The sequence below is a fragment of the Parabacteroides sp. AF17-28 genome, assembly GCF_003479205.1.
GTDB classification, from domain to species: Bacteria; Bacteroidota; Bacteroidia; order Bacteroidales; family Tannerellaceae; genus Parabacteroides; species Parabacteroides acidifaciens.
In genome coordinates, this window is the sequence record NZ_QUGV01000017.1 from 56926 (window position 1) to 79327 (window position 22402).

General features: G+C 38.8%; 17 protein-coding genes. All 17 read left to right on the forward strand.

The annotated features are described in order from the left end of the window. The first annotated feature begins 79 nt into the window (after positions 1-79). The 17 genes from DWW90_RS13120 (at position 80) to DWW90_RS13200 (ending at position 22392) form a co-directional block, all read left to right on the forward strand. Positions 80-1000 carry a DUF5106 domain-containing protein gene (locus tag DWW90_RS13120; RefSeq protein ID WP_122345297.1) on the forward strand — a complete coding sequence of 307 codons (921 nt, stop codon included), beginning with the start codon at positions 80-82 and terminating at the stop codon, positions 998-1000. 8 nt (positions 1001-1008) lie between these two features. Beyond that, positions 1009-1809, forward strand: a complete 801-nt coding sequence (locus DWW90_RS13125) for a M48 family metallopeptidase (RefSeq protein WP_122345298.1) — start codon at positions 1009-1011, stop codon at positions 1807-1809. A 272-nt stretch (positions 1810-2081) separates the two neighbouring features. Then, entirely contained in the window at positions 2082-2717 is a 636-nt protein-coding gene (locus tag DWW90_RS13130; protein WP_115499951.1) for a bifunctional nuclease family protein, read from the forward strand. Beyond that, the gene (locus tag DWW90_RS13135) at positions 2714-4030 is read left to right on the forward strand and encodes a NupC/NupG family nucleoside CNT transporter (protein ID WP_115499950.1); all 1317 of its coding nucleotides are present in this window, start codon (positions 2714-2716) and stop codon (positions 4028-4030) included. Before DWW90_RS13130 ends, DWW90_RS13135 begins: the two co-directional genes overlap by 4 nt. Before the next feature lie 35 nt (positions 4031-4065). Next, positions 4066-4764 carry a 16S rRNA (uracil(1498)-N(3))-methyltransferase gene (locus DWW90_RS13140; protein ID WP_122345299.1) on the forward strand — a complete coding sequence of 233 codons (699 nt, stop codon included), beginning with the start codon at positions 4066-4068 and terminating at the stop codon, positions 4762-4764. Positions 4765-5043: 279 nt separating this feature from the next. Further along, positions 5044-5928 carry an AraC family transcriptional regulator gene (locus tag DWW90_RS13145; RefSeq protein ID WP_115499948.1) on the forward strand — a complete coding sequence of 295 codons (885 nt, stop codon included), beginning with the start codon at positions 5044-5046 and terminating at the stop codon, positions 5926-5928. 200 nt (positions 5929-6128) lie between these two features. Then, positions 6129-7391: a cellulase-like family protein gene (locus DWW90_RS13150; protein ID WP_122331295.1), complete on the forward strand. Its 1263-nt coding sequence runs from the start codon at positions 6129-6131 to the stop codon at positions 7389-7391. 112 nt (positions 7392-7503) lie between these two features. Then, positions 7504-10650 carry a TonB-dependent receptor gene (locus DWW90_RS13155; protein WP_122345300.1) on the forward strand — a complete coding sequence of 1049 codons (3147 nt, stop codon included), beginning with the start codon at positions 7504-7506 and terminating at the stop codon, positions 10648-10650. Positions 10651-10662: 12 nt separating this feature from the next. Then, entirely contained in the window at positions 10663-12357 is a 1695-nt protein-coding gene (locus DWW90_RS13160) for a RagB/SusD family nutrient uptake outer membrane protein (protein WP_122345301.1), read from the forward strand. A gap of 22 nt (positions 12358-12379) precedes the next feature. Continuing rightward, positions 12380-13213, forward strand: a complete 834-nt coding sequence (locus DWW90_RS13165) for a hypothetical protein (RefSeq protein WP_122331292.1) — start codon at positions 12380-12382, stop codon at positions 13211-13213. Between the two features lie 91 nt (positions 13214-13304). Then, the gene (locus DWW90_RS13170) at positions 13305-13970 is read left to right on the forward strand and encodes a GDSL-type esterase/lipase family protein (RefSeq protein WP_122345302.1); all 666 of its coding nucleotides are present in this window, start codon (positions 13305-13307) and stop codon (positions 13968-13970) included. A 9-nt stretch (positions 13971-13979) separates the two neighbouring features. Continuing rightward, on the forward strand, positions 13980-16835 hold the full coding sequence (locus tag DWW90_RS13175) for a glycoside hydrolase family 2 TIM barrel-domain containing protein (RefSeq protein ID WP_122345303.1): 2856 nt from the start codon (positions 13980-13982) through the stop codon (positions 16833-16835). A 28-nt stretch (positions 16836-16863) separates the two neighbouring features. Continuing rightward, positions 16864-17421, forward strand: a complete 558-nt coding sequence (locus tag DWW90_RS13180) for a glucose-6-phosphate isomerase family protein (RefSeq protein WP_122345322.1) — start codon at positions 16864-16866, stop codon at positions 17419-17421. A gap of 11 nt (positions 17422-17432) precedes the next feature. After that, positions 17433-18395 (forward strand): ROK family protein, encoded by a 963-nt coding sequence (locus tag DWW90_RS13185; RefSeq protein ID WP_115499964.1) that lies wholly within the window; start codon positions 17433-17435, stop codon positions 18393-18395. Next, a complete protein-coding gene (locus DWW90_RS13190) occupies positions 18376-20151 on the forward strand; it encodes a class I mannose-6-phosphate isomerase (protein ID WP_122345304.1) in 1776 nt (591 codons plus the stop codon). Before DWW90_RS13185 ends, DWW90_RS13190 begins: the two co-directional genes overlap by 20 nt. Continuing rightward, the gene (locus tag DWW90_RS13195; RefSeq protein WP_115499941.1) at positions 20144-20932 is read left to right on the forward strand and encodes a glucose-6-phosphate isomerase family protein; all 789 of its coding nucleotides are present in this window, start codon (positions 20144-20146) and stop codon (positions 20930-20932) included. Before DWW90_RS13190 ends, DWW90_RS13195 begins: the two co-directional genes overlap by 8 nt. A 29-nt stretch (positions 20933-20961) precedes the next feature. Then, positions 20962-22392, forward strand: coding sequence for a sugar porter family MFS transporter (locus tag DWW90_RS13200; protein ID WP_122345305.1), 1431 nt, complete (start codon positions 20962-20964; stop codon positions 22390-22392). The last annotated feature ends 10 nt before the right edge of the window (positions 22393-22402 follow it).

A 22402-nucleotide genomic window follows, 5' to 3' on the forward strand; every position in this document is an offset into this window, starting at 1 on the left:
CCGGTCGATTAATTATTGCGCCTCTGATTATTTAATTGCTGATAAAGCTTATCTTTGTGGCAAATAAAAACAAGATACTATGCGGATTAAAGTACTTCACTTATTATCTTTTATGTTGATTTTTAGTGCTTGTAACGGTCAACAGCCCAAAAAGATGGAAACAGAGAACACAAAAGAACGTACTTTTGAAATGGTTTCTGTTCCAAGTGTCATAACCGAGCCGGAAAAACGTGCTGCCTATCTGGTCACGCACTATTGGGATAAATTTGATTTTACCGATACGACCTTGATCCACCTTCCCGAAATTACGGAACAGGCAGCATCCAATTATATTGACATGATGAAATATGTTTCACCAGCAACGGCTGCTTCTTCTATTAAAGACATGATGCATAAGGCGGCTGTCGACAGTACGATGTTTGCTTATTTTGCCGGGTTATATGAAAAATATTTGTATGACCCGAATTCACCCATGCGGGATGAATCCCTCTATATACCTGTATTGGAAGCTGTTTTAGAGGCTCCGGTTTTCGATGAAGTCCATAAAGTACGTCCGGCGCATCTTCTTGAAGTGGCTCTTAAAAACAGGATAGGGGAGCCTGCTACTGATTTTACTTATACCCTGGCAGACGGAAAGAAAGGTACTTTGTATCATGTGAAAGCTGATTATTTGCTTTTATTTTTCTATAATCCGGATTGCCATGCCTGCAAAGAAATAACCGATCAGCTTGCTGCTTCCCCGATTGTGAATGGATGGATCAAGAATAATAAACTCAAAATCCTTGCCGTCTATCCGGATGAAGATTTGGATGCGTGGAGGAACCATATTTCTTATATGCCGGCAAGCTGGATTAATTCCTATGACAGCACGGTCAGCCTGAAGAATGATGAGATTTATGATTTGAAAGCTATCCCGACACTTTATCTGTTGGATAAGGATAAGAAAGTTATTTTGAAAGATGTTACATTTAACCAGATAGAGAATTATTTACAACAATAACAAACGAAATGAAAGGAAGAACATTTTTATTATCAATGGCTTTGGTGGCCGGTGTCAGCTTGAGTGCATCGGCTCAATTTAAGATTGGCGGTAAATCCATCAATACAAAGAAATTAGTAAATGCGGCAGCGGATGCTGCAAAAGCTATAACTCTGTCGGACGAGGATGTGGCAAAGATGGCGCGCGAATATATCCAGTGGATGGATACGCACAATGAAGTAGCTGGTCCTGATACGGAAATGGGACAGCGTTTAGCTAATCTGACAAAGGATGTAAAAGTGGATGGTCTTGACCTGAATTTTAAAGTCTATAATGTGATTGACGTAAACGCGTTCGCTTGCGGAGACGGAAGTGTTCGTGTTTGTGGAGGTCTGATGAAGATCATGGATGATAATGAAGTGATGGCAGTTATCGGTCATGAAATCGGCCACGTGGTACATACGGATTCGAAAGATGCCATGAAGCAAGCCTATCTGACTTCAGCGGCCAAGAACGCTACCGGTGCTGCCAGTAATACGGCGGCAAAGTTGACTGATTCGCAGTTGGGAGATCTGGCCGAGTCGCTTGCCGGTGCGCAATATTCACAGACACAGGAAAACGAGGCGGACGATTACGGCTTTGAATTTAGCATAGCCAACGGCCTTGATCCTTACAGTATGTGTAATTCATTGAACAAACTGTTGGAATTGAGTGAAGAAGCCCCTAAATCGTCTAAATTCCGCCAGTTATTCTCCAGTCATCCGGAAACGCAAAAGCGGGTGGAACGCATGAGGGCAAAAGCGGATGAATACGTGAAGAATCAGAAATAAACCGTTAATGACGCTTAAATAGATGGTTTTTTGATTAAAATAATGCTAAATCTCTGATCTTTTCTGCTGAAAAACTATGCTGCATAACATAAAACAGGTATATTTGCACTGTGTTTTTCATGGTATTAGATTTAAGGTTAGCAATGAAGATTGGTTGTCGTGATGACAACCTTTTCTTTTTTTAGGCCGTTTGTTCTTTTCTTTCCTATCGAATGCTTTTTAAGATTCCGAAATAATATTACTTTTGTGTATTGACTAAAAAACTAAATAGTGTGGATACAAGAATAAAACTACGGGTACAGGGTTTGACGAATAGCCAGATACAGTCGGGTGCATATGCTCTGATCCTGGCGGAAGAAGAAGGGGTTCGCCGCATACCTATCATTGTCGGAACATCGGAAGCGCAGTCAATAGCAATTGCATTGGAGCGCATAACACCCCCTCGTCCTTTGACGCATGATCTGTTTGCAACGTTTGCCCAGGCTTTCGGTATCCGTTTACGTGAGGTTTTTATCTATAAGTTTGAAGACGGTGTGTTTTATTCCGAATTGCTTTTTGAGGATGGAGCCAACGAGGTTCGTCTGGATTCGCGTACTTCAGACGCTATTGCTATTGCATTGCGGGTAAAATGCGATATTTATACAACACCTGAGATCGTGAAAGAATGTGGTGTTGTTCTGGAAGATGCCGCCATGGATGAAAAGGATAAGGATGATGATGATTTTATCCTGGATTTGGAGCCGGAAGATATAAAAGATGAAGTCCGGCTAAAAAAGTGGCTTTCCCTTTTGGATGCCGAGGAGCTGTCGGATCGTCTGGATGAGGCGATTGCAGATGAGAACTATGAGTATGCAAAAATGTATAAGGATGAAATACGGCGTCGCGAAGAGGAGGGAGGGCCCAAATGATAGAACAACAACTTGGTTTTAGCCTGGAGTCTTTTTTGCGTGGTATTCTGGGTATAGCAACGGTTTTAGGAGTGGCTTATCTCCTGAGTTATGACCGGAAACGGATCGATTGGAAACTGGTCGGAGGCGGATTGCTGATGCAGGTCATTTTTGCACTTGCGGTTCTGCATGTTCCGGCAGTCGGGATCGTGCTGGAATGGTTGGGAAAGGCTTTTATCAAGTTGATGGACTTTACACAGTCGGGTGTCGCTTTTCTGTTAGGACCGTTGGTGACCAAAAGTGAAGGGTTTATTTTTCTTCTGAATTCACTCCCTGTCGTAATTTTCTTTTCCGCATTGGTTTCCTTGTTCTATTATTGGGGGATTATCCAGCGTATAGTGGGTGCTTTTTCCTGGGTTTTGCGTCGTTTTATGAATATATCCGGTGCGGAAGGATTGGTAACTTCCGGAAATGTATTTATGGGAATGACGGAATCGCCTGTTTTGATAAAGAACTATTTGCCGGCCATGAACCGGTCTGAAATATTTTTGGTTATGGTTTCCGGTATGGGTACGATTGCCGGAACAGTGATGGGGACTTATATCGGTATGTTGGCTGGTGGTGACCCGGTTGCCAGAGTCTTGTTTGCGAAGCATTTGCTTTCTGCATCGTTGATGGCTGCTCCGGGCTCCATTGTTCTGGCTAAGATTCTTTGTCCGCAGACGGAAAAAGCCGATGACCGACTGGTTAAGATGGAAAAAATCGGAGAGCATTCTACGGCATTGGATGCTTTGGCTGCCGGGACATCGACAGGTGTCCGCCTGATGGTCAATATTGCTGCCATGTTATTGGTCTTTATTGCGATGGTGGCGCTTGCCAACTATATATTGGAAGGGTTGGTCGGACGGTATACCGGACTGAATGATTGGATCGTGTCGGTCACGGACGGTAAGGCGCAAGGGCTGACATTCCAGTTTATTTTGGGGGTAATTCTTTCCCCTTTCATGTGGTTGATCGGGGTTCCTTATCAGGATATCATGTTGGTCGGCTCTTTGTTGGGGCAGAAAACAATCCTGAATGAGTTTGTCGCCTATTTCCAGATGCAGGAATGGAAAGATGCCGGTATGTTTGTATATCAGAAATCAGTTTTGATGTCTACTTATATTCTATGTGGTTTTGCTAATATTTCATCTATCGGTATTTTGTTGGGAGGCATGGGGGTGCTGGCGCCGGAAAAACGGGAACTCATTACCCGCTTCGGTTTTCCTGCCATGGTCGGTGGTGCCTTGGTTTCGGTGCTTTCAGCTACCATAGTGGGCATGATACTGGGGTAATTGAAGATTAGAGTTGAAAATTGAAAATTAGAGAGATGCAGATATTTTATACGCCGGATATTGCTGTTAATCCAGAGTTGCCGGAAGAAGAAGGTGGCCATTGTGTTCGTGTCCTTCGGTTGACAGAGGGCGATGAGATTTTACTGACGGACGGTAAAGGTTTTTTTTATAAGGCTGCCATCAGTAGGGCACATCCTAAACATTGTGAAGTCAATATATTGGAAAGCTGGGAACAACCGGCTTTGTGGAACTTCAATTTGCATATAGCGGTAGCTCCGACTAAAAATATGGATCGGATGGAATGGTTTGCGGAGAAAGCAACGGAGATCGGTATTAATGCGATCACTTGTTTAAACTGCCGTTTTTCCGAACGGAAAGAGGTTAAGCCGGCTCGTCTGGAAAAGATTTTGGTTAGTGCGATGAAACAGTCTCAGAAAGCAACATTGCCGGAATTGAATGGAATGACGGATTTCCGTTCTTTTGTCAGCCAGCCTTTTGAAGGCCGTAAGTTTATCGCTCATTGTGAAGAAGGCGAAAAACCTTTATTGAAGAAAGTGTACCATCCTGGCGAGAATGCCTTGATACTGATCGGTCCGGAAGGAGATTTCAGCCCGGAAGAAATAGCCTTTGCCCTGCAACAAGGATTTGAACCCATCTCGTTGGGAGAAAGCCGGTTGCGCACGGAGACGGCGGCATTGGTGGCATGTCATACGATACATGTGTTGAATCAGTAAGAATAAATTTTTGTAAGAAAAGGGATATGTTAACCCAAAAAAATATTTTGGTTCATATCCTTTTTTTATTTTTCTTTGAATCGTTATTTAGAGCATCAACGGAAAAGGAGAAGATTAATGAAGAATTCTGGTATATTAACGTAGGTCCTAACGTTAAGAGTAAAATACCATAATTCTTTGCGAATATCATATAAGCCTTTAAATGTGCTTGGCTGTATATTTGTACGGCAGACTTATGTCTGTCGTCTGATTGTCCATTCTTTTAACAAATAAAATATTATGATACCACTTTATCAAGAACTACCATTTACGAGCAATAGTTATATAAACTTCTATAAAGAAGATTTGCCTCATTTTATTGTTCCGTGGCATTATCATCCGGAAATTGAAATCATGTATATATTAGAGGGCATAGGCACGCGTTTTGTTGGTGATCATATAGGTAGATACCAAGAAGGAGATGTTTGCATGGTAGGGCCGAAACTACCTCATGAATGGAGAAATGACGATGAGTTTTTTACACAAGGAGCAGGACTGAAGGCTTCTTGTTTATGTTTGTTTTTTCTGAAAGATATTTTTGAAGCTAATTTGATTCGTCTGCCGGAGATGTCTAATATACGTCAGCTTATAGAACGTTCTAGAAGAGGAATTAAGTTTGTAGGGAAATCCCGGGATGCCATTGGCTCTTTTATTCAGCGGTCGGTAAATGATACCGGAGCGTCCCGTATTATTAACTTTATTTCTTTGTTAGAAATGATGGCTACCACTGATGAATACGAATTGTTAGCGAGTATCGGCTTTACGGAATCTGTTAATTCTTCTGATTTTGAAAGATTTGATAAGGTATATCAATATATGATGAAGAATTTTATGAAACCGATTAAATTAGAGGAAGTGGCATCACTGGTTGGGCTTACTCCTAATGCTTTTTGTCGTTATTTTAGAGGACGAACGAAGAAAACATTTATTCAGTATCTGAATGATATAAGAATTGGTCATGCCAAAAAGTTATTGATTGAAGGACGTATGAAGATTTCGACATTGAGTATGGAGTCCGGTTTTAATAACTTATCAAATTTTATTGAGCAGTTTAAACGCTCTACGCAAATGTCCCCCTCGGAATACCAGAAGAAATTTGGGGTAAAAAACCAAAAAGTTATATGAATTTGGAATTATGGTAAAATACCAGAAATGTGTGTGAGAATTAAGAAATAAGATAATATCGGATTACTATATATTTGCAATATGATATTCGAGATATAGTTAACAGTTGTAATTCTAATAATAGAAAGCCTATGAATATAGAAATATTTGAATGAATAGTTTTGTCACACGATTGTAAATTATCCTGTTTGAGTACTAATATGAATAGAAGAAATTTTATAAAACAAACTACAATAGCCGCTTTAGGGAGTCTTACTGCCTTAGATACTCTTGGTTCTTCTAATAAGGATACGATGGCTTTTGAGACTGGGAGGAGAAATGTTTCACCTCGTGCAATTACTATGTGGGATTTTTCTTGGTTGGAGCGCCGTTGGCCGGGTGCTGGTTATGAAGACTGGGATATAGCATTGGATGAATTGCAGGAACGCGGTTATAATGCAATACGTATTGATGCTTATCCACATTTGATTGCAGAAAACCCGACTAAGAAGTGGTTATTGAAAGAAGTTTGGAATCAGCAGGTCTGGGGTAGTCCGGATTTGAATGAAGTACAGGTTCAACCGAATTTGAATAGGTTTCTATTGAAGTGCAAAGAACGTGATATAAAAGTTGGACTTTCTTCTTGGTACCGCCAGGATATAGATGATGTTCGAATGAAGATAACGACCTCTGATAAAATGGCTGATTGTTGGATTTCGGCTCTTCAATCTATAGAACAGGATGGATTACTGGATACTATATTGTTTGTAGATTTATGTAATGAATGGCCGGGGAATTTATGGGCACCTTTCTTTTCTTCACAGTATCCTCATGTTGTATGGGGGCAGTGGTATAAGGAAGAATCTCTTCGATGGATGAAGCAGGCTTTGAGTCGAATGAAGGAAAAATATCCGGATATACCTTTCCTTTTCTCGTTTGATTGTGGTGATGTTTATAAATATGAAGAAATAGATACTTCATTTTTGGATTTGTATGAACACCACATTTGGATGGTTCACCAGAATAATAGTGAGTTTTATAAGATTGTAGATTATAAAGACGGACAATTTTCTCCAGAGGCATATAAAAAAGTGGTGAAAGTTGCAGAAAATCTTTATCAGGATAAACCATTGTACTGGCAGAAACTTTTGACTGATAAAATTAAACTGATGGGAAAAGTAGCAAAAAGAGTAGGCCGCCCTCTTGTTACGACGGAATGCTGGGGTATTGTAGATTATAAAGATTGGCCTATGTTAAATTGGGATTGGGTGAAGGAACTTTGTGCTTTAGGCACTGTCACCGCTGCTCAAACCGGTATGTGGGCCGGGATAGCTACCAGTAATTTTTGTGGGCCTCAGTTTGTAGGAATGTGGCGTGATATAAAATGGCATCAGGAGATGACTGCAATAATCAGGTCTGCTGAGTTGGATGAATCTATTATCATGAATAATGAAGTAGCTGCTAAATTATTGAGACGGCTCTAAATTTCAATCTTCAAAAGTCTCAAATAAAAAAAATATAGGCAAGGACGTTTTTGTCTTTGCTGGGGATGTTGCATTTTTTTAATAATGATTAATCAATTAAATCGATTCTTTTATGGAGAAGAAGAATAGGACTTTTTATCTGGTTTTCATTTCCGTTTTTCTGCTTTTAGGAAACTTGATCGCAGAAGCTCAAACGGGAAGAACTATTTCCGGAATTGTTGTTTCAGAGGTTGATAATGAGCCTTTGATTGGTGTAAATGTAGTTCAGAAAGGAACTACAAATGGTGTAGTTACAGATCTGGACGGGAAATTTACTTTAACTGTTCCGGATGGGAGTGTTTTACAAATTTCGTATATTGGATATCAGGAACAACTTCTGACAGTTAAACCTAATATCACCGTTTATCAAGTAGCGTTGAAAGAAGATTCGCAGGCTTTGGAAGAAGTGGTGGTAATAGGGTATGGCATTCAGAAAAAAAAGCTGGTGACTGGTGCTACCGTACAGGTGAAAGGCGATGATATCCAAAAATTGAATACAGTAAGTGCTTTAGGTGCTTTACAAAGTCAAACTCCGGGTGTGAATATTACTCAATCATCCGGTATGCCGGGAGAAGGCTATAGTGTGACGATACGAGGGTTGGGTACTACTGGCTCTTCGGGCCCATTGTATATTATAGATGGCGTGACGGGTGCAGATATTAATAATTTGAATCCAGCTGATATTGAGTCTGTTGATGTGCTGAAAGATGCTGCTTCGGCTGCTATTTATGGTTCACGTGCCGCAAATGGTGTCGTGTTGGTTACCACAAAACAGGGGAAAGCAGGAAAGGCTTCTATTTCTTATGATGGATATTTTGGCGTTCAAAACGTGTATAAAATGGCTCCGACGCTAAATGCCCAGGAGTACGCCATGATACAGAATGAAGGTCGGTTGATGGATGGCCTGCCTGCTTATGATTTTAGTTCTTTGGTTCCTAATTGGGAAAGTTATTCGAATGGGACGAATAAAGGAACAAACTGGTTGGATGCCATGAGAAATGAAAATGCACCGATTCAAAATCATGCATTGAATATCACTGGAGGTAGTGAACAGTCTGTTTATTCTATGGGTATTTCGTATACTTCACAAGAAGGTATTTTGGGCAAACCTGTACAGCCTAAATATGACCGTTATACATTTCGTCTGAATACGGAACATACATTGTTAAAAAATAATGATTTTGATGTGATTAAGTTTGGTGAAAATTTAACTTATTCATATAGTGAAAAATCAGGCATATCAATCGGTAACCAGTACCAGAATGATATTAATGGTGCGTTGAAAGCAAACCCATTCCTTCCGATGTATGACGAAAACGGTGATTATCATTATGCATTGGCTTGGGATCCGACTGGTGAAAATCCTATAGCGCTGATGGAGTATGCACACGGTCAAAATTTGACAAAAAAGCATAATATCAAGGCTAATGCATATGTAACCTTGCAACCAGTTAAAAACTTGAAAATTAAAAGTAGCTTTGGCTTGACGATGGAAGCGAATGCTTATCGTAGTTTTGAGCCGGTTTATGAATTGGCTTCTAACGTATATAATAAGGAGAATGAAGTGACTCAACAGATGTATATCAGTTCCGGATGGCTTTGGGAAAATACGATTAGTTATGATTTTAAAATAAATAACGATCATAGTTTTAGTGCAATAATCGGTCAGTCGATGGAAAGAAGCGGTTTAGGGGATAATTTGTCCGCCAGTAATGTGAATTCAATTTTTAATGATTTTGAACATGCATATCTGAATAATACAACTGTTATCTATGCCGATAAAACAACCGTAGGTGGATCTCCCTATATGAAAAATAAGATTTTACAGAAAAGGAGTATTGCATCTTTCTTTGGACGTGTAAATTATGATTATAAAGAAACTTATTTGTTGACTTTGGTAATGCGGGCTGACGGTTCTTCTAATTTTGCAAAAGGAAATCGCTGGGGATATTTTCCTTCAATTTCTGCAGGTTGGATTATGAGTAATGAAGCTTTTATGGAGTCGACAAAGAATTATCTTGATCTTCTTAAAATTCGTGCCAGTTGGGGACAAAATGGTAATCAAGATATTGATCCGTTCCAGTATCTGGCTACGATCTCATTTTTGAAATCTAATTATTTCTTCGGCCCGGATAAGCAAACGATTTCTTCTGGTGCATATCCTGATATTCTACCTAATAAAGATGTTACTTGGGAAACTTCCGAACAATTGGACTTAGGTTTGGATGCTCGTTTCTTTGGTGGCCGTTTGGGGCTCTCTTTCGATTATTATTTGAAGACAACTAAGGATTGGCTTGTACAGGCTCCAATTCTGGATTCCTATGGAACAAGTGCTCCATATATAAATGGTGGGGATGTTCGGAACCAGGGGATTGAAATGGCTTTGAATTGGAATGATCATGTAGGTGATTTTACTTATGGAGTAAATTTGAATTTATCTCATAATAAAAACGAGGTAACCCGTATTGCTAATTCAGAAGGTATTATTCATGGTAGCCCTAATATTTTGAGTGAAGGTACTACTGAAATGTATCGCGCACAAGAGGGATATCCTATCGGTTATTTTTATGGATACAAAACTTTAGGTGTTTTTCAGAGTGAAAAGCAAATAGCAGAGTATTCCGGTGCCAAGCTTTCCGGGACAGCTCCTGGCGATTTGATCTTTGCGGATACTAATAAAGACGGTGTAATTGATGATAATGATAAATGTATGATTGGTAATCCTCATCCTGATGTAATAATGGGGCTTACTTTTAATTTAGGTTATAAAGGATTTGATCTGGGTATAACAACTAATGCTGTATTAGGCAATCAGATTGCCAGGTCGTACCGGTCATTTGCCGATCAACCGAAGGAAAATTATACCACTGATATTTTGGGACGTTGGCATGGTGAGGGGACCTCTAACCGCTTACCTCGAGTAGCGTCTGGAACAAATACAAATTGGTTATATATTTCTGACATATTTATAGAAGACGGTGACTATTTCCGTATTCAGAACGTCACATTAGGGTATGATTTTAAAAAATTATTTCCACGTATTCCATTGGGACAGGCCAGACTATATGTTACAGCCCAGAATCTGGCAACTTTTACTAAATATTCGGGTATGGATCCTGAGATTGGATATGGGGCCGACAAGAGCTGGGTTTCCGGCATAGATGTCGGTTTTTATCCGAGTCCAAGAACATATATGGTAGGTGTTAATTTAAAATTCTAATAGATTTGAAATATGAAAAAGATAGCATTTCTTATATTACTCGTTTCTTTTATTACAGGTTGTGACTCTTTTCTGGATTCAGACAATTTAGTAAAGAAAGACACTTCTAATTTTCCGGAGACTTCACAGGATGCATTGGATGCACTGACCGGGGTGTATACAGTATTACCGTCTGTGAATGTTAATCAGTGTACTTTTCTGGTATCTGAATTATTGTCTGATGATCGTTTGGGAGGTGGAACATTAGTGGACCGAAGTTGGGGGGCCATTGATCAATTGAAGAAGATAAATGATGATATGTTTCCTGATTTTTGGAAAAAAATGTATCAAGGTATTTTTCGAGCTAATATGTTGTTGGAAACTCTTGATGTTGTAAAAACATGGGAAAAGCCAGAATTGAAAGATCAGATTGCTGCAGAAGCTCGATTTTTACGTGCTTACTTTTATTTTGACCTGTGTCGAATGTTTGGAACGGTTCCATTAGTACTAACAACAGAGGCGGTTAATAATCCAAGAGCTGAAGTAAAAGACTTGTATGCCCAGATAGCAGATGATTTAATATATGCGATTCAAACTTTACCGAATAGAAGGTATGAAGCAAAAGACGGTCAGTTGGGGCATGCAACCAAATGGGCTGCCGAATCATTGTTGGCACGTGTTTATTTATTCTACACAGGGTATTATAAGCAGGATGTATTGCCTTTACCTGACGGAGGTTCTATTACAAAGCAAGAGGTAATTAATTGGCTGGATGATTGTATTAATAATAGTGGTCATGGGCTGGTATCTAATTTCGGTAATTTATGGCCTTATGCGAATTCGGCTACGGCTCCTGATTATAAGTTTGCTGCAGATAATAATTTGAACTGGGTCGGTGATGATCAGAATAATGAAACAATTTTTGCGATTAAATATTCTGCAATGGGTAACCATTCGACTAGTATCTACTATAGTAATCAGCCAGTGCTTTATTTTTCTATTCGTGAACAGCCTGATTATGAAAATATTTTTCCATTTGGACAAGGTTGGGGGGCCGGTACTGTAAGTACAAGTTTGATCGAAGATTGGGAAGCAAGTGAACCGAATGATTTTAGACGTACAGCATCTATTCTAGATGTAAATAATCCGGATGAAAATATCAAAAGTTATACTTGGGGAGCCAGTATGCAAATTCAGGAAACAGGTTATTGGCAGAAAAAATATATAGCGATCAATGCCCATCAGGCAAAATCGGATGGCACAACAGCTTGCGTAAATTATAGTTGTGTATTATATGGACGTACCCCAGATTTTCAAATTGATAATACACAGGATCAAGTGATTATTCGTTACGCAGATGTCTTATTGATGATGGCGGAATTAAAAAAAGATGTAAGTTATCTGAATCGGGTGCGTGAGCGTGCAGGTTTAGCCCCTTTGGCAGTTTATACGGATAAGGCTTTGCAGGATGAACGTCGCTGGGAACTTGCTTTTGAAGGTGTCCGTTATTATGATTTACTCCGCTGGGGGATTGCGGCAGAAGCTCTTGGAAAGCAAAATGGAGTGAAAGTGAAAAATAATGGTGTGGATGATGTCATGAATATGGGGAATCTGGTACAGCGTCTTCAGGAAACAGGTGGATTTATGCCGATTCCTAAAACTCAGATTGATTTATCTGCAGGGGTACTTGAGCAAACTCCGGGCTGGGGAAATGAAGCTTTGTATTAATTAATTAGTTAAATGAATTTATATGAAAAGGATAATAATAGCTCTTTTTTCGTTATTGGCAATATTTCAATTGTCCTGTAATCCGATAGAAGAAGAGCATAAACAAGGAAGTACTATTGCTGAAAGTGAATTGAATTTGGATGTTTACCCACTTACAGAAGGTGGAAATAAAATCGTAATGATAAATAGAACTCCAATGATTGGATCTCATTGGAATTATGGTTCGGGAATTTCCGTTCGTCAGCAAGACACCGTATTAGTCCCGTTTTTAGGGGAAAAGGAAATCGTCTTTACTGGAATTTGTTCTGGAGGAACTGTTTCTACTAGTCGAAAGGTGATAATTGATAAAATTTTGTATCCGATAGAAGATGAATGGGCTCTTTTTGCTGGTACTGATAGGAACGGTAAAACCTGGATGTGGGATTATACCAGTCCGGATGATGTTGTTTGGGGAAATGGGGGATACCCGGGAAATATAGCTCCCGCTTGGGCTACGATCAAAGCTGGTGATATGGACGAGCAGGATCCAGAAGTCGGAAAGGATGGAGTTATGCTTTTTGACTTGAATGGGGCGGCTAATTTCACTAAAATAAGTCAAACTGGACAGGTGGTAGAGAGAGGTAGTTTTCAATTTGATATGACCAAACAGAAACTAATGGCGGATGGAACACCTTGGTCTATTGGTACATTAACAATTGTTGACGGTACTGTGCTGAAAGGAGTTTCTCCTAATGAAGGAGGAAAAACTGTCCATGAATTTGATATACTGAAACTGACAGAAGATAAAATGGTATTGGCTCATGTTTTAAATAATGGATGGGAGGCTTGGTTTTGGTGTTTTAAAGTGAAAAAGTAAGGAGGAGGAGTAAGCCGGGAATAAGAGGATTAATCTTGGTTCCCGGCTTATATTTGAAATCTGGTGTGGAATCGGTAAACTGTTTTGTAGTATGAAAAGGATAGTTCTGTTTTGTATTTTACTTTGTCATTGTTTTTATCTTTCTGCTCAATATGAAAGAGCGGCACAATGGGAAGAAAAGATTCAGGAGTTAAGAGATAAAAATAGTAAAGAAGGGATTAAACAAGGTTGTGTTTTATTTATAGGAAGTTCCACTTTTACAAGATGGGGAGATACGCAGAAATACTTTCCAAATTCTGTTGTTGTGAACAGAGCCTTTGGAGGCTCTATGATGTGTGATCAAATATATTTTTTTGATGAAATTGTCAAACCATTTAGTCCCAGACAGATTGTTATTTACGAGGGCGATAATGACTTGAATGAAACGTCGACAACCCCAGTGCAGTTTATGGAAGATGTAATTTGTATGAGTCGCCTTATCCATTATCATTATCCTAAATGTCAGATATTACTTGTCTCTATTAAGCCTTGTCCGGCACGGGTGAAATCTTTTGATAAATATAAGGAAGCTAATAATCTTATGAGAGAGTATGCTGCATTATATGATTATATAGACTTCGTAAGTGTATGGAATAAGTTTGTAGATAAAAATGATCGTCCTATTATGAAATATTTTATGGATGATCAGATTCATATAACTCCTGATGCTTATCTTCTTTTTAAAGAGGTGATGGAAGATAAGCTTTTGAAAAAATAAATTAATAATATGACAAAGGTATATTGGTTTAGTTTGTTTACCTTTTTATTAATAGGGGGACAAGCTATAGGACAAAATAAATTGAATTTTGGGCGGACTGTCAGACAGCCGGTAAATGAACTCCCACGTTCAAAATCAACTCAGGATATTTTGAAACGGAAGGCTTATCAATCCGTTTCCGGAAAACTGAGTTTGGATGATGACGGAAACTTTTTGTTGTCCGGTGGCTGGGAAATGATCGAAGGATATAAGTTGGCTGGAAGGGGAATGTCTTTATGGGATATTCAAACCAATGCATCTGAATGGTATAATGCAGTTGTACCGGGTACGGTCTTGACAACTTTAGTGGAGCAATCCGTATATCCGGATCCTTATTATGGATTGAATAATTTATTTATACCGGATACGCTTTGCCGTATGGACTGGTGGTATCGGATTTCTTTTGCTGTTCCTCAAGATAATAATGATTCAGACTATCAGATATTATTGAATGGTATTAATTATAAAGCAGATGTTTGGTTAAATGGTAGCCGTTTAGGAACTATAAATGGTGCTTTTAAAAGAGGAATATTTCCTGTTAATGATTTATTGGATAAACAGGGCTTAAATACATTGGCTATTCATGTTTTTCCGCCTAATAATCCAGGTATTCCTTTTGAGGAAACGAAGGAATGGTTTGGCGGAAACGGGGGGGCTCTTTGCTTGGATGGACCAACTTTTATATCTTCGGAAGGATGGGATTGGATACCAGGTATCCGAGATCGAAATATTGGTATTTGGCAAGATGTTAGATTGATGCGAGTAGGTGATGTTATTATGGAGGATCCTCAGGTTATAACGGACTTACCTTTACCTGATACTACTTATGCGGATATCACGATAAAGATACCCTTGGTGAATAATACTACAGAAGAACAAATTTTCTTCGTAAATGGGAAGATCGGAAATGTTTCATTTTCACAGAAAGTAACGTTGAACCCGTTAGAGCGGAAAGAAATATGTTTTACATCGGAAAAGTTTGAACAACTACGTTTTCAAAACCCTGCTTTATGGTGGCCGAATGGTTATGGAGCACAAGCTTTGTATAAGTTGAATTTGACTGTAATACGGGACAATCAGGCTTTACAAACAAAAAATATTCGTTTTGGGATTCGTGAACTTTCTTATAAACTTATGGCGCAAACTCCAGACAAGAGAAATGTGCGCTTCCAATATAGTCCTACGGATGTAGAAGAGAAGGGAAAAACTTTGTTTAATTATAAAAAACGGATTGCAATAGAAAATCCTGCTTTTCCACAAGTAGTTATTCCAACATTAGCAGATGGGACTATACGGTATTTGCAGGAAGAAGTGAATCAGTCGGAAAATCCATTTTTGACTATTTGTGTAAATGGAAAACCGATCTTTTGTCGTGGCGGAAATTGGGGTATGGATGATGGGATGAAACGTGTGACCCGTGAGAGGCTTGAGCCTTATTTCCGTTTGCATAAGGATGCTAATTTTACAATGATTCGAAATTGGACCGGAGAGTCGACGGAGGAACTATTTTATACTCTCTGTGATGAATACGGCTTGCTTGTATGGAATGATTTTTCCCTTTCAACTCAAGGGTATAATTTGGAACCATTGGACGATGAACTATTTCTTTCGAATGCTCGGGATATTGTATTGCGTTTTCGTAATCATCCTTCTATCGCCATATGGTGTCCACGTAATGAAGGGTATGCACCAGATATATTGGAAGATGGTTTTCAAGAAATAGTTAATACGGTGGATGGGACCCGACATTATCACGGTAATTCAAGATGTTTAAATCTTTGTCCAAGTGGTCCTTGGCATTATATTGACAATCAATTGGAATATTTGACTGAAAGAGCGAATGGTTTCAGTACGGAATTGGGAGCACCTTCTGTTCCAACAGTGGAAACTCTTCGTAAATTTATACCGGAAGAAGATCTTTGGCCGATTGGGGATGTTTGGTATTATCATGATTTACATTATGAAAGTTTTGATTGGAAAAATTATATCCGCGATGTGGAAAAATTAGGAATGGCTCCATCTCGTAGTGCGGATGAGTTTTGCTCGCGAGCTCAGTTTCTTAATTATAATCTGTATCGTAATATGTTTGAAACTTGGAACCAGAAGATGTGGAATTATGCCAGTGGATTATTGTTATGGATGAGTCACCCGGCATGGCCGAGTGTTATTTGGCAGGTATATTCGTATGATTATGAAACTCACGGGGCATTCTATGGAGCAAAGAAAGCTTGTGAGCCGATACATGTACAATGGAATTCAGTTAACGGGAAACTACAAGTCATAAATACAACCCTTGGAAAAATTTCGAACGCAAAAGCATCATTTAAAATATATAATTTAAAAGGCCAAAAGTTGTATGAGGAAAAAATATCGGTAAACTTAGATGCAAATGGATTAACTGATTGTATGGAAGTTTTTGTTCCATCAGAAATCAATGAATTATCATTGATCAGAACCCAGTTATTAGATCGAAAGGGTCATACCATTTCCTACAATGATTATTGGGTTAATCCTGCTGCTCCTTCAAATTTTTCTGCTTTGCAAAAAGGTGGGAAAGCTAAACTACAGCTAAAGTCAAAGAAGATAAAGAAAACAGAGGAGCGAATATTGATCCAGGCTGAAATAAAGAATAATTCAGATCTGGTAGCAACAGGAATCAAGGTCAACGTGCGTGACAAAGAGTCCGGACAAGCTTTACTTCCTGTGTATGTGTCAGAAGGTTATTTTAATCTATTGCCAGGTGAGTGCAAACGAATAGATATAGAAATGCCTGAAAAGCAAGGCAATAAAGAGTTTTATTTGTCATTTGATGAATGGATTAGATAGAAGGTGGAATCAATGTAAAAAAAGGATTATGAAAGTAGATAATATTTATGTACCTGAAGTTTTTTTTACCAATAATTGTCTTACAGGAGAAAATGTTGTAAAATCAACTCGTTTATTGGGGGATTTGGATGGTGTATTCCAAGATAAGGATGCTTTTGAGCAAATGGATAGAGACCAGATTATTTATCAGGTCAGTAGTTTTCTTCCTGTTGTGGAAAATACACCAGGGGGACTGTTTATGGGGATCACATTACTTTATCCGGGTAAAGTAGGGCAAGAATTTTTTATGACTAAAGGGCATTTTCATACCAATAGCAATCGTGCAGAATTTTATTGGGGAGTTGAGGGAGAAGGCATGCTAATCCTAATGGATGAGCAAAGAAATGTATGGGCCGAACGAATGTTTCCGGGTAGTTTGCATTATATTCCCGGGAAAGTCGCACATCGTGTAGCCAATATAGGTTATCAAAAATTAGTTTTTTCTGCTTGTTGGCCTTCTGATGCCGGACATGATTATGCGACAATTGCAGCAGAAGGGTTTGCGCGTAGTTTGATGGATGTAAATGGGGTTCCCACTTTATTATGAAAGGTCTGGATATGTATACTATAGGAATTGATTTGGGAGGAACTTTTGTTAAAATAGGTTTGGTTGAATCTGGTAAGGTGTTAAACTTTAAAGTTTTGCCGGCTCATTCAGAGAAAGGACTTAGAAATAATTTACCAGAAATAAAAGATACGATAAATAATTTATTGTATAATAGCGGAGTTCAAATTACAGATCTGGCAGGTATAAGTTTGGCTTTTCCGGGGATTGTGGATGTGAAGCATTATCAGGTTCTGGCAACAAATGACAAATATGATGATGCTTGTGATTTAAATTTGAGATTATGGTGCGAATTGAATTGGGGCGTCCCTTTTTATATGGATAATGATACGCGACTGGCTACTATTGGGGAATGGGAATGCGGAGCTGCACAAGGTTTGAATAATGTTGTAATGATGACAATTGGTACTGGAATTGGTACTGGTGTTGTTTTGGATGGGCGTGTTCTGTATGGGGAGCATTATCAGGCCGGTTCATTGGGTGGGCATTTCGTAATCGATTATAAGGGGCGTAAATGTAGTTGTGGTAATGTAGGATGTGTAGAGGCTCTTTCCTCCTCTTTTTTCCTCCCTTACATAATAAAGGAAAATCCGAAGTTATCAGCTTCGTTTAGGGAAAACGCTGACAATTACGATTTTGAGAAAATCTTTAATTGGGCCTCTCATGGAGATGTAGATGCTTTAATCGTACGTAATGAATGTATGGATGTGTGGAGTGCAGCCATAATTACTTATATACATGCTTATGATCCTCAGGTTATTGTTTTAGGGGGTGGAGTGATGAAAAGTAAAGATGTAATACTTCCCTATATCCGTGAACGTGTAGGAAAGTTAGCTTGGTGTCCAAGTTCAGTTGTTAAAATATTGGCATCAGAACTTGGTGATAATGCAGCGATATTGGCATCAGAATATTGTTTTAAAAATAAAAAAAGAAGGAATGAAATCTTATCTGCATAAAAAATCTAATTATAATAAATATCCATCGGTTAATGTGCCGGATATATATATATCTTCTTGCTATTTAGGGTGGGCGAATATTGTAAACGTCTTGAATCAACGGTTGAATGCAATAGATAAACCCCGTAAGATATTGGTTGTGGAATGCTATCAGGGAATACTTCATGATGAGGTGAAAAAGCAATTCTGTTTGGCATTTCCTGATGCTTTTTTTATTGATTCCTCCGAAGGCATGCTGTCGGAGCAAGAGCTAAATGTTAAGTTGCAAGCGGATATAACGGATGATGAGCTATTTGGTTATATGACACGTTTTAGCATAGACTGCTATTTTGATGAACAGAAAGTTTGTGATTTACGGAATAAAATAGACCGGAAACAAGGACTTGTTATTGTTTATGGTACAGGAGCTGCTTATATTCAGCCAGAAACCGATTTATTAGTGTATGCAGATATGGCTCGTTGGGAAATCCAGATGCGCTTTCGAAGGAATGAAATTAGTAATGTAGGGGTGGAAAATCGGACTGAGCGATCTGCATTGCAGTATAAAAGAGGTTTCTTTGTAGATTGGCGTATTTGTGATCGTTTCAAAAAGAGATTAATGCCCTATTGGGACTATGTTCTTGATACCAATAAAGCCGGGGAACCCAAAATGGCAACAGGGGATGCTGTTCGTGCAGGATTGGAGCAAGCTATAAAACAGCCATTTCGTGTGGTCCCTTTTTTTGATCCGGGACCATGGGGTGGACAATGGATGAAAGAAGTGTGTGATTTGGATAGAAGTATTGCTAATTATGCCTGGTGTTTTGATTGTGTTCCAGAAGAGAATAGTTTATTTTTATCTTTTGGCAATATCAAGTTTGAAATACCTTCTATTAATTTGGTGTTTGCTCATCCCCGTGAATTATTGGGAGATCCGGTACATGCTCGTTTTGGTGATGAGTTTCCGATTCGATTTGATTTCTTGGATACGATGCAAGGAGGTAATTTAAGCTTGCAGGTACATCCGTTGACTGAATATATCCAAGAAAAGTTCGGCATGCATTATACACAGGATGAAAGTTATTATTTGTTAGATGCGGGAGAAGATGCTGTGGTCTATTTGGGGCTAAAGGAGAATGTTGATTCGAAGGGTATGATTAAAGCATTGGAAGATGCCCAAATTTCCGGGAAATTTGATGCCGAAAAGTTTGTAGGACGCTATCCTGTGAAAAAACATGACCACGTCTTGATACCGGGGGGAACAGTCCATTGTTCCGGAGCAAACGGCATGGTACTTGAGATCAGTGCGACTCCTTATATCTTTACATTTAAATTATGGGATTGGGGACGTTTAGGGTTGGACGGACGTCCCAGACCTATAAATATAGAGCATGGAAAGAATGTAATTCAATGGAATCGTACGGAATCATGGGTGAGAAAAGAAGTTCTTAATCAAGTTGCTTTTGTTGCAGAAGGAGATGGATGGAGGGAGGAACATACTGGTTTGCATGAATGTGAATTTATTGAGACACGAAGACATTGGTTTACAAAACCAGTTTTGCATCATACGAGCGGCAGTGTCAATGTATTAAACTTAGTTGAAGGGAGAGAAGTTGTTGTTGAAAGCCCTTCCGGATCTTTTGAACCGTTTGTTGTTCATTATGCAGAAACATTTATCATACCAGAAGCGGTCAGAGACTATACAATTCGTCCGTTTGGAGAATCGGAAGGAACAGAATGTGCCACAATTAAAGCTTTTGTAAAACATCATGTGTGAACTTTTTTTTGATCCAGGGCTTGATATCAAGGCAACTGAAAGTCCTATGGGATTTATTTATGGCCCTGATATTTTTGGTCCTCAGGTAGAGAATCGTAAATTGAACGACATCTCGAAGAGTTTGTTGGATCCGAATTGTGAGGGACCGGAGATTGTTTATTCCATTGCTATGGATGTCGGTAAAAAAAATCATAGGGAACTACTCAATTCGATGCATTTATTGTATGGAGTCGTGACTTATGCTGCTGGGAAATTAGGAACTGAGCCTATTCGAAGCCAAGGGCATATTCATAAGGTTTCTCCTTTCAGTAATTGGTCGACTCCTGAAGTATATGAAATATGGTCCGGAGAGGCTATTATTTATATACAGGAATATGCAGAAGATAATCCGGGACGCTGCTTTGCTGTTTATGCCAAACCTGGAGATGTAGTGGTGGTTCCCCCTTATTGGACGCATGCGACTATTAGTGCCAATCCTAATAAACCTTTGACATTTGGTGCTTGGTGTGATCGCGAATATGGATTTGTGTATGATGGAGTGAGGAAACATAAAGGTATTGCTTGGTATCCGGTTTTTAACGAATTTGATGAGATTCAATGGGTCGCAAATCCTTGTTATCAGTCTTCCAAATTGATATGTAAATTACCATCGGATTATACGGATTTAGGTATAAAGAAAAACAAGTCCATATATGATACTTTTGAAGAAAATCCTGATACTTTCTTGTTTGTTCCGTCTCCTCAACTAAGAAAGGAATACTGGATAAATTTTATTCCATAAAAATAATTTAGTTTGTAATTTTAGATATCATGGAAACAGGGCACAATAGTATGTTGGTTTATATTATAGCTGTTATAGCTGCTACCGGAGGTCTGCTTTTTGGCTTTGATACAGGGGTGATTTCAGGAGCGATTCCATTTTTTCAAAAAGATTTTGGAATAGATGATAGTACGATTGAGTTAGTTACATCTGCCGGTTTGTTGGGGGCAATTCTGGGTGCCTTGTTTTGTGGTAAAATAACAGATCGATTAGGACGTAAGAAAGTGATATTGGCTTCTGCCATTATTTTTGCAGTAGGCGCGATTTGGTCAGGAATTGCAGTAGATGCTTGGAATTTAATTTTGGCTCGTCTTTTTCTTGGAATAGCAATAGGAGTATCTTCATTTGCGGTACCTTTGTACATTGCTGAAATTTCTCCGGCAAAAGTGAGGGGTATGCTTGTTTCTATGTTTCAGTTGATGGTTACCATTGGTGTATTGGTCTCTTATTTATCTGATTTGTTTTTTGCGGATGAAAATGATATATCTTGTTGGCGCCCCATGTTTTATGTCGGTGTCATACCTGCTTGTGTTTTATTAGTGGGCATGGCTTTTATGCCAGAAACTCCTCGTTGGCTGATGAGCCGGGGAAGGCATAATGAATGTGTAGATATTTTGAATAAAATAGAAGGGAAAGAGCAAGCGAGGATTTCCCTGTTACAGATGCAAGAAGAAATAAAAAGGAACGAGATGGAAAAATCTGGTTGGAAAGAGCTCTTACAACCTTGGTTGAGGACACCACTTTTCATTTGCATAGGGATTATGTTCTTCCAACAATTTGTCGGAATTAATACTGTAATCTATTATAGTCCCAAGATTTTTCTAATGGCTGGCTTTGATGGAACAGTTGCTGCTATTTGGGCTTCTGTAGTGGTTGGATTAGTGAATGTTATATTTACGATTGTGTCTGTTTATTTTGTGGATCGCTTGGGGAGAAGAATGCTTTATTTTATAGGATTGTCCGGAATAACTGTTTCTTTATTACTGTTAGGGTTATGTTTTCTGGGGGGCAATCTGTTAGGAGAATCTGTCAAGTGGCTAACAATTCTACTTATACTCTGTTATGTTGCATTCTTCGCAATAAGCATAGGGCCTTTGGGATGGTTGATTATTTCGGAAATATTCCCTCAGAAATTACGTGGATTAGGAGTGTCATTAGGATCGTTATCTGTTTGGTTGTTTAATAGTATTGTTTCATTCACTTTCTTTAAAATTGTCAATGTATTGACTATACCAGGCAAAGAGATTCTGTTGGATGGTGAATATCTGGGTAATCCTGCTGGTGCTTTTTGGCTATATGGAGGGATTGCTTTCTTGGCATTAATCTGGGGATATTTTTATATACCTGAGACAAAAGGTGTTACCCTTGAACAAATTGAAAACTTCTGGCGAATGAGAAAAAGTCCACGTGAATTAAAATAATTATTATTTT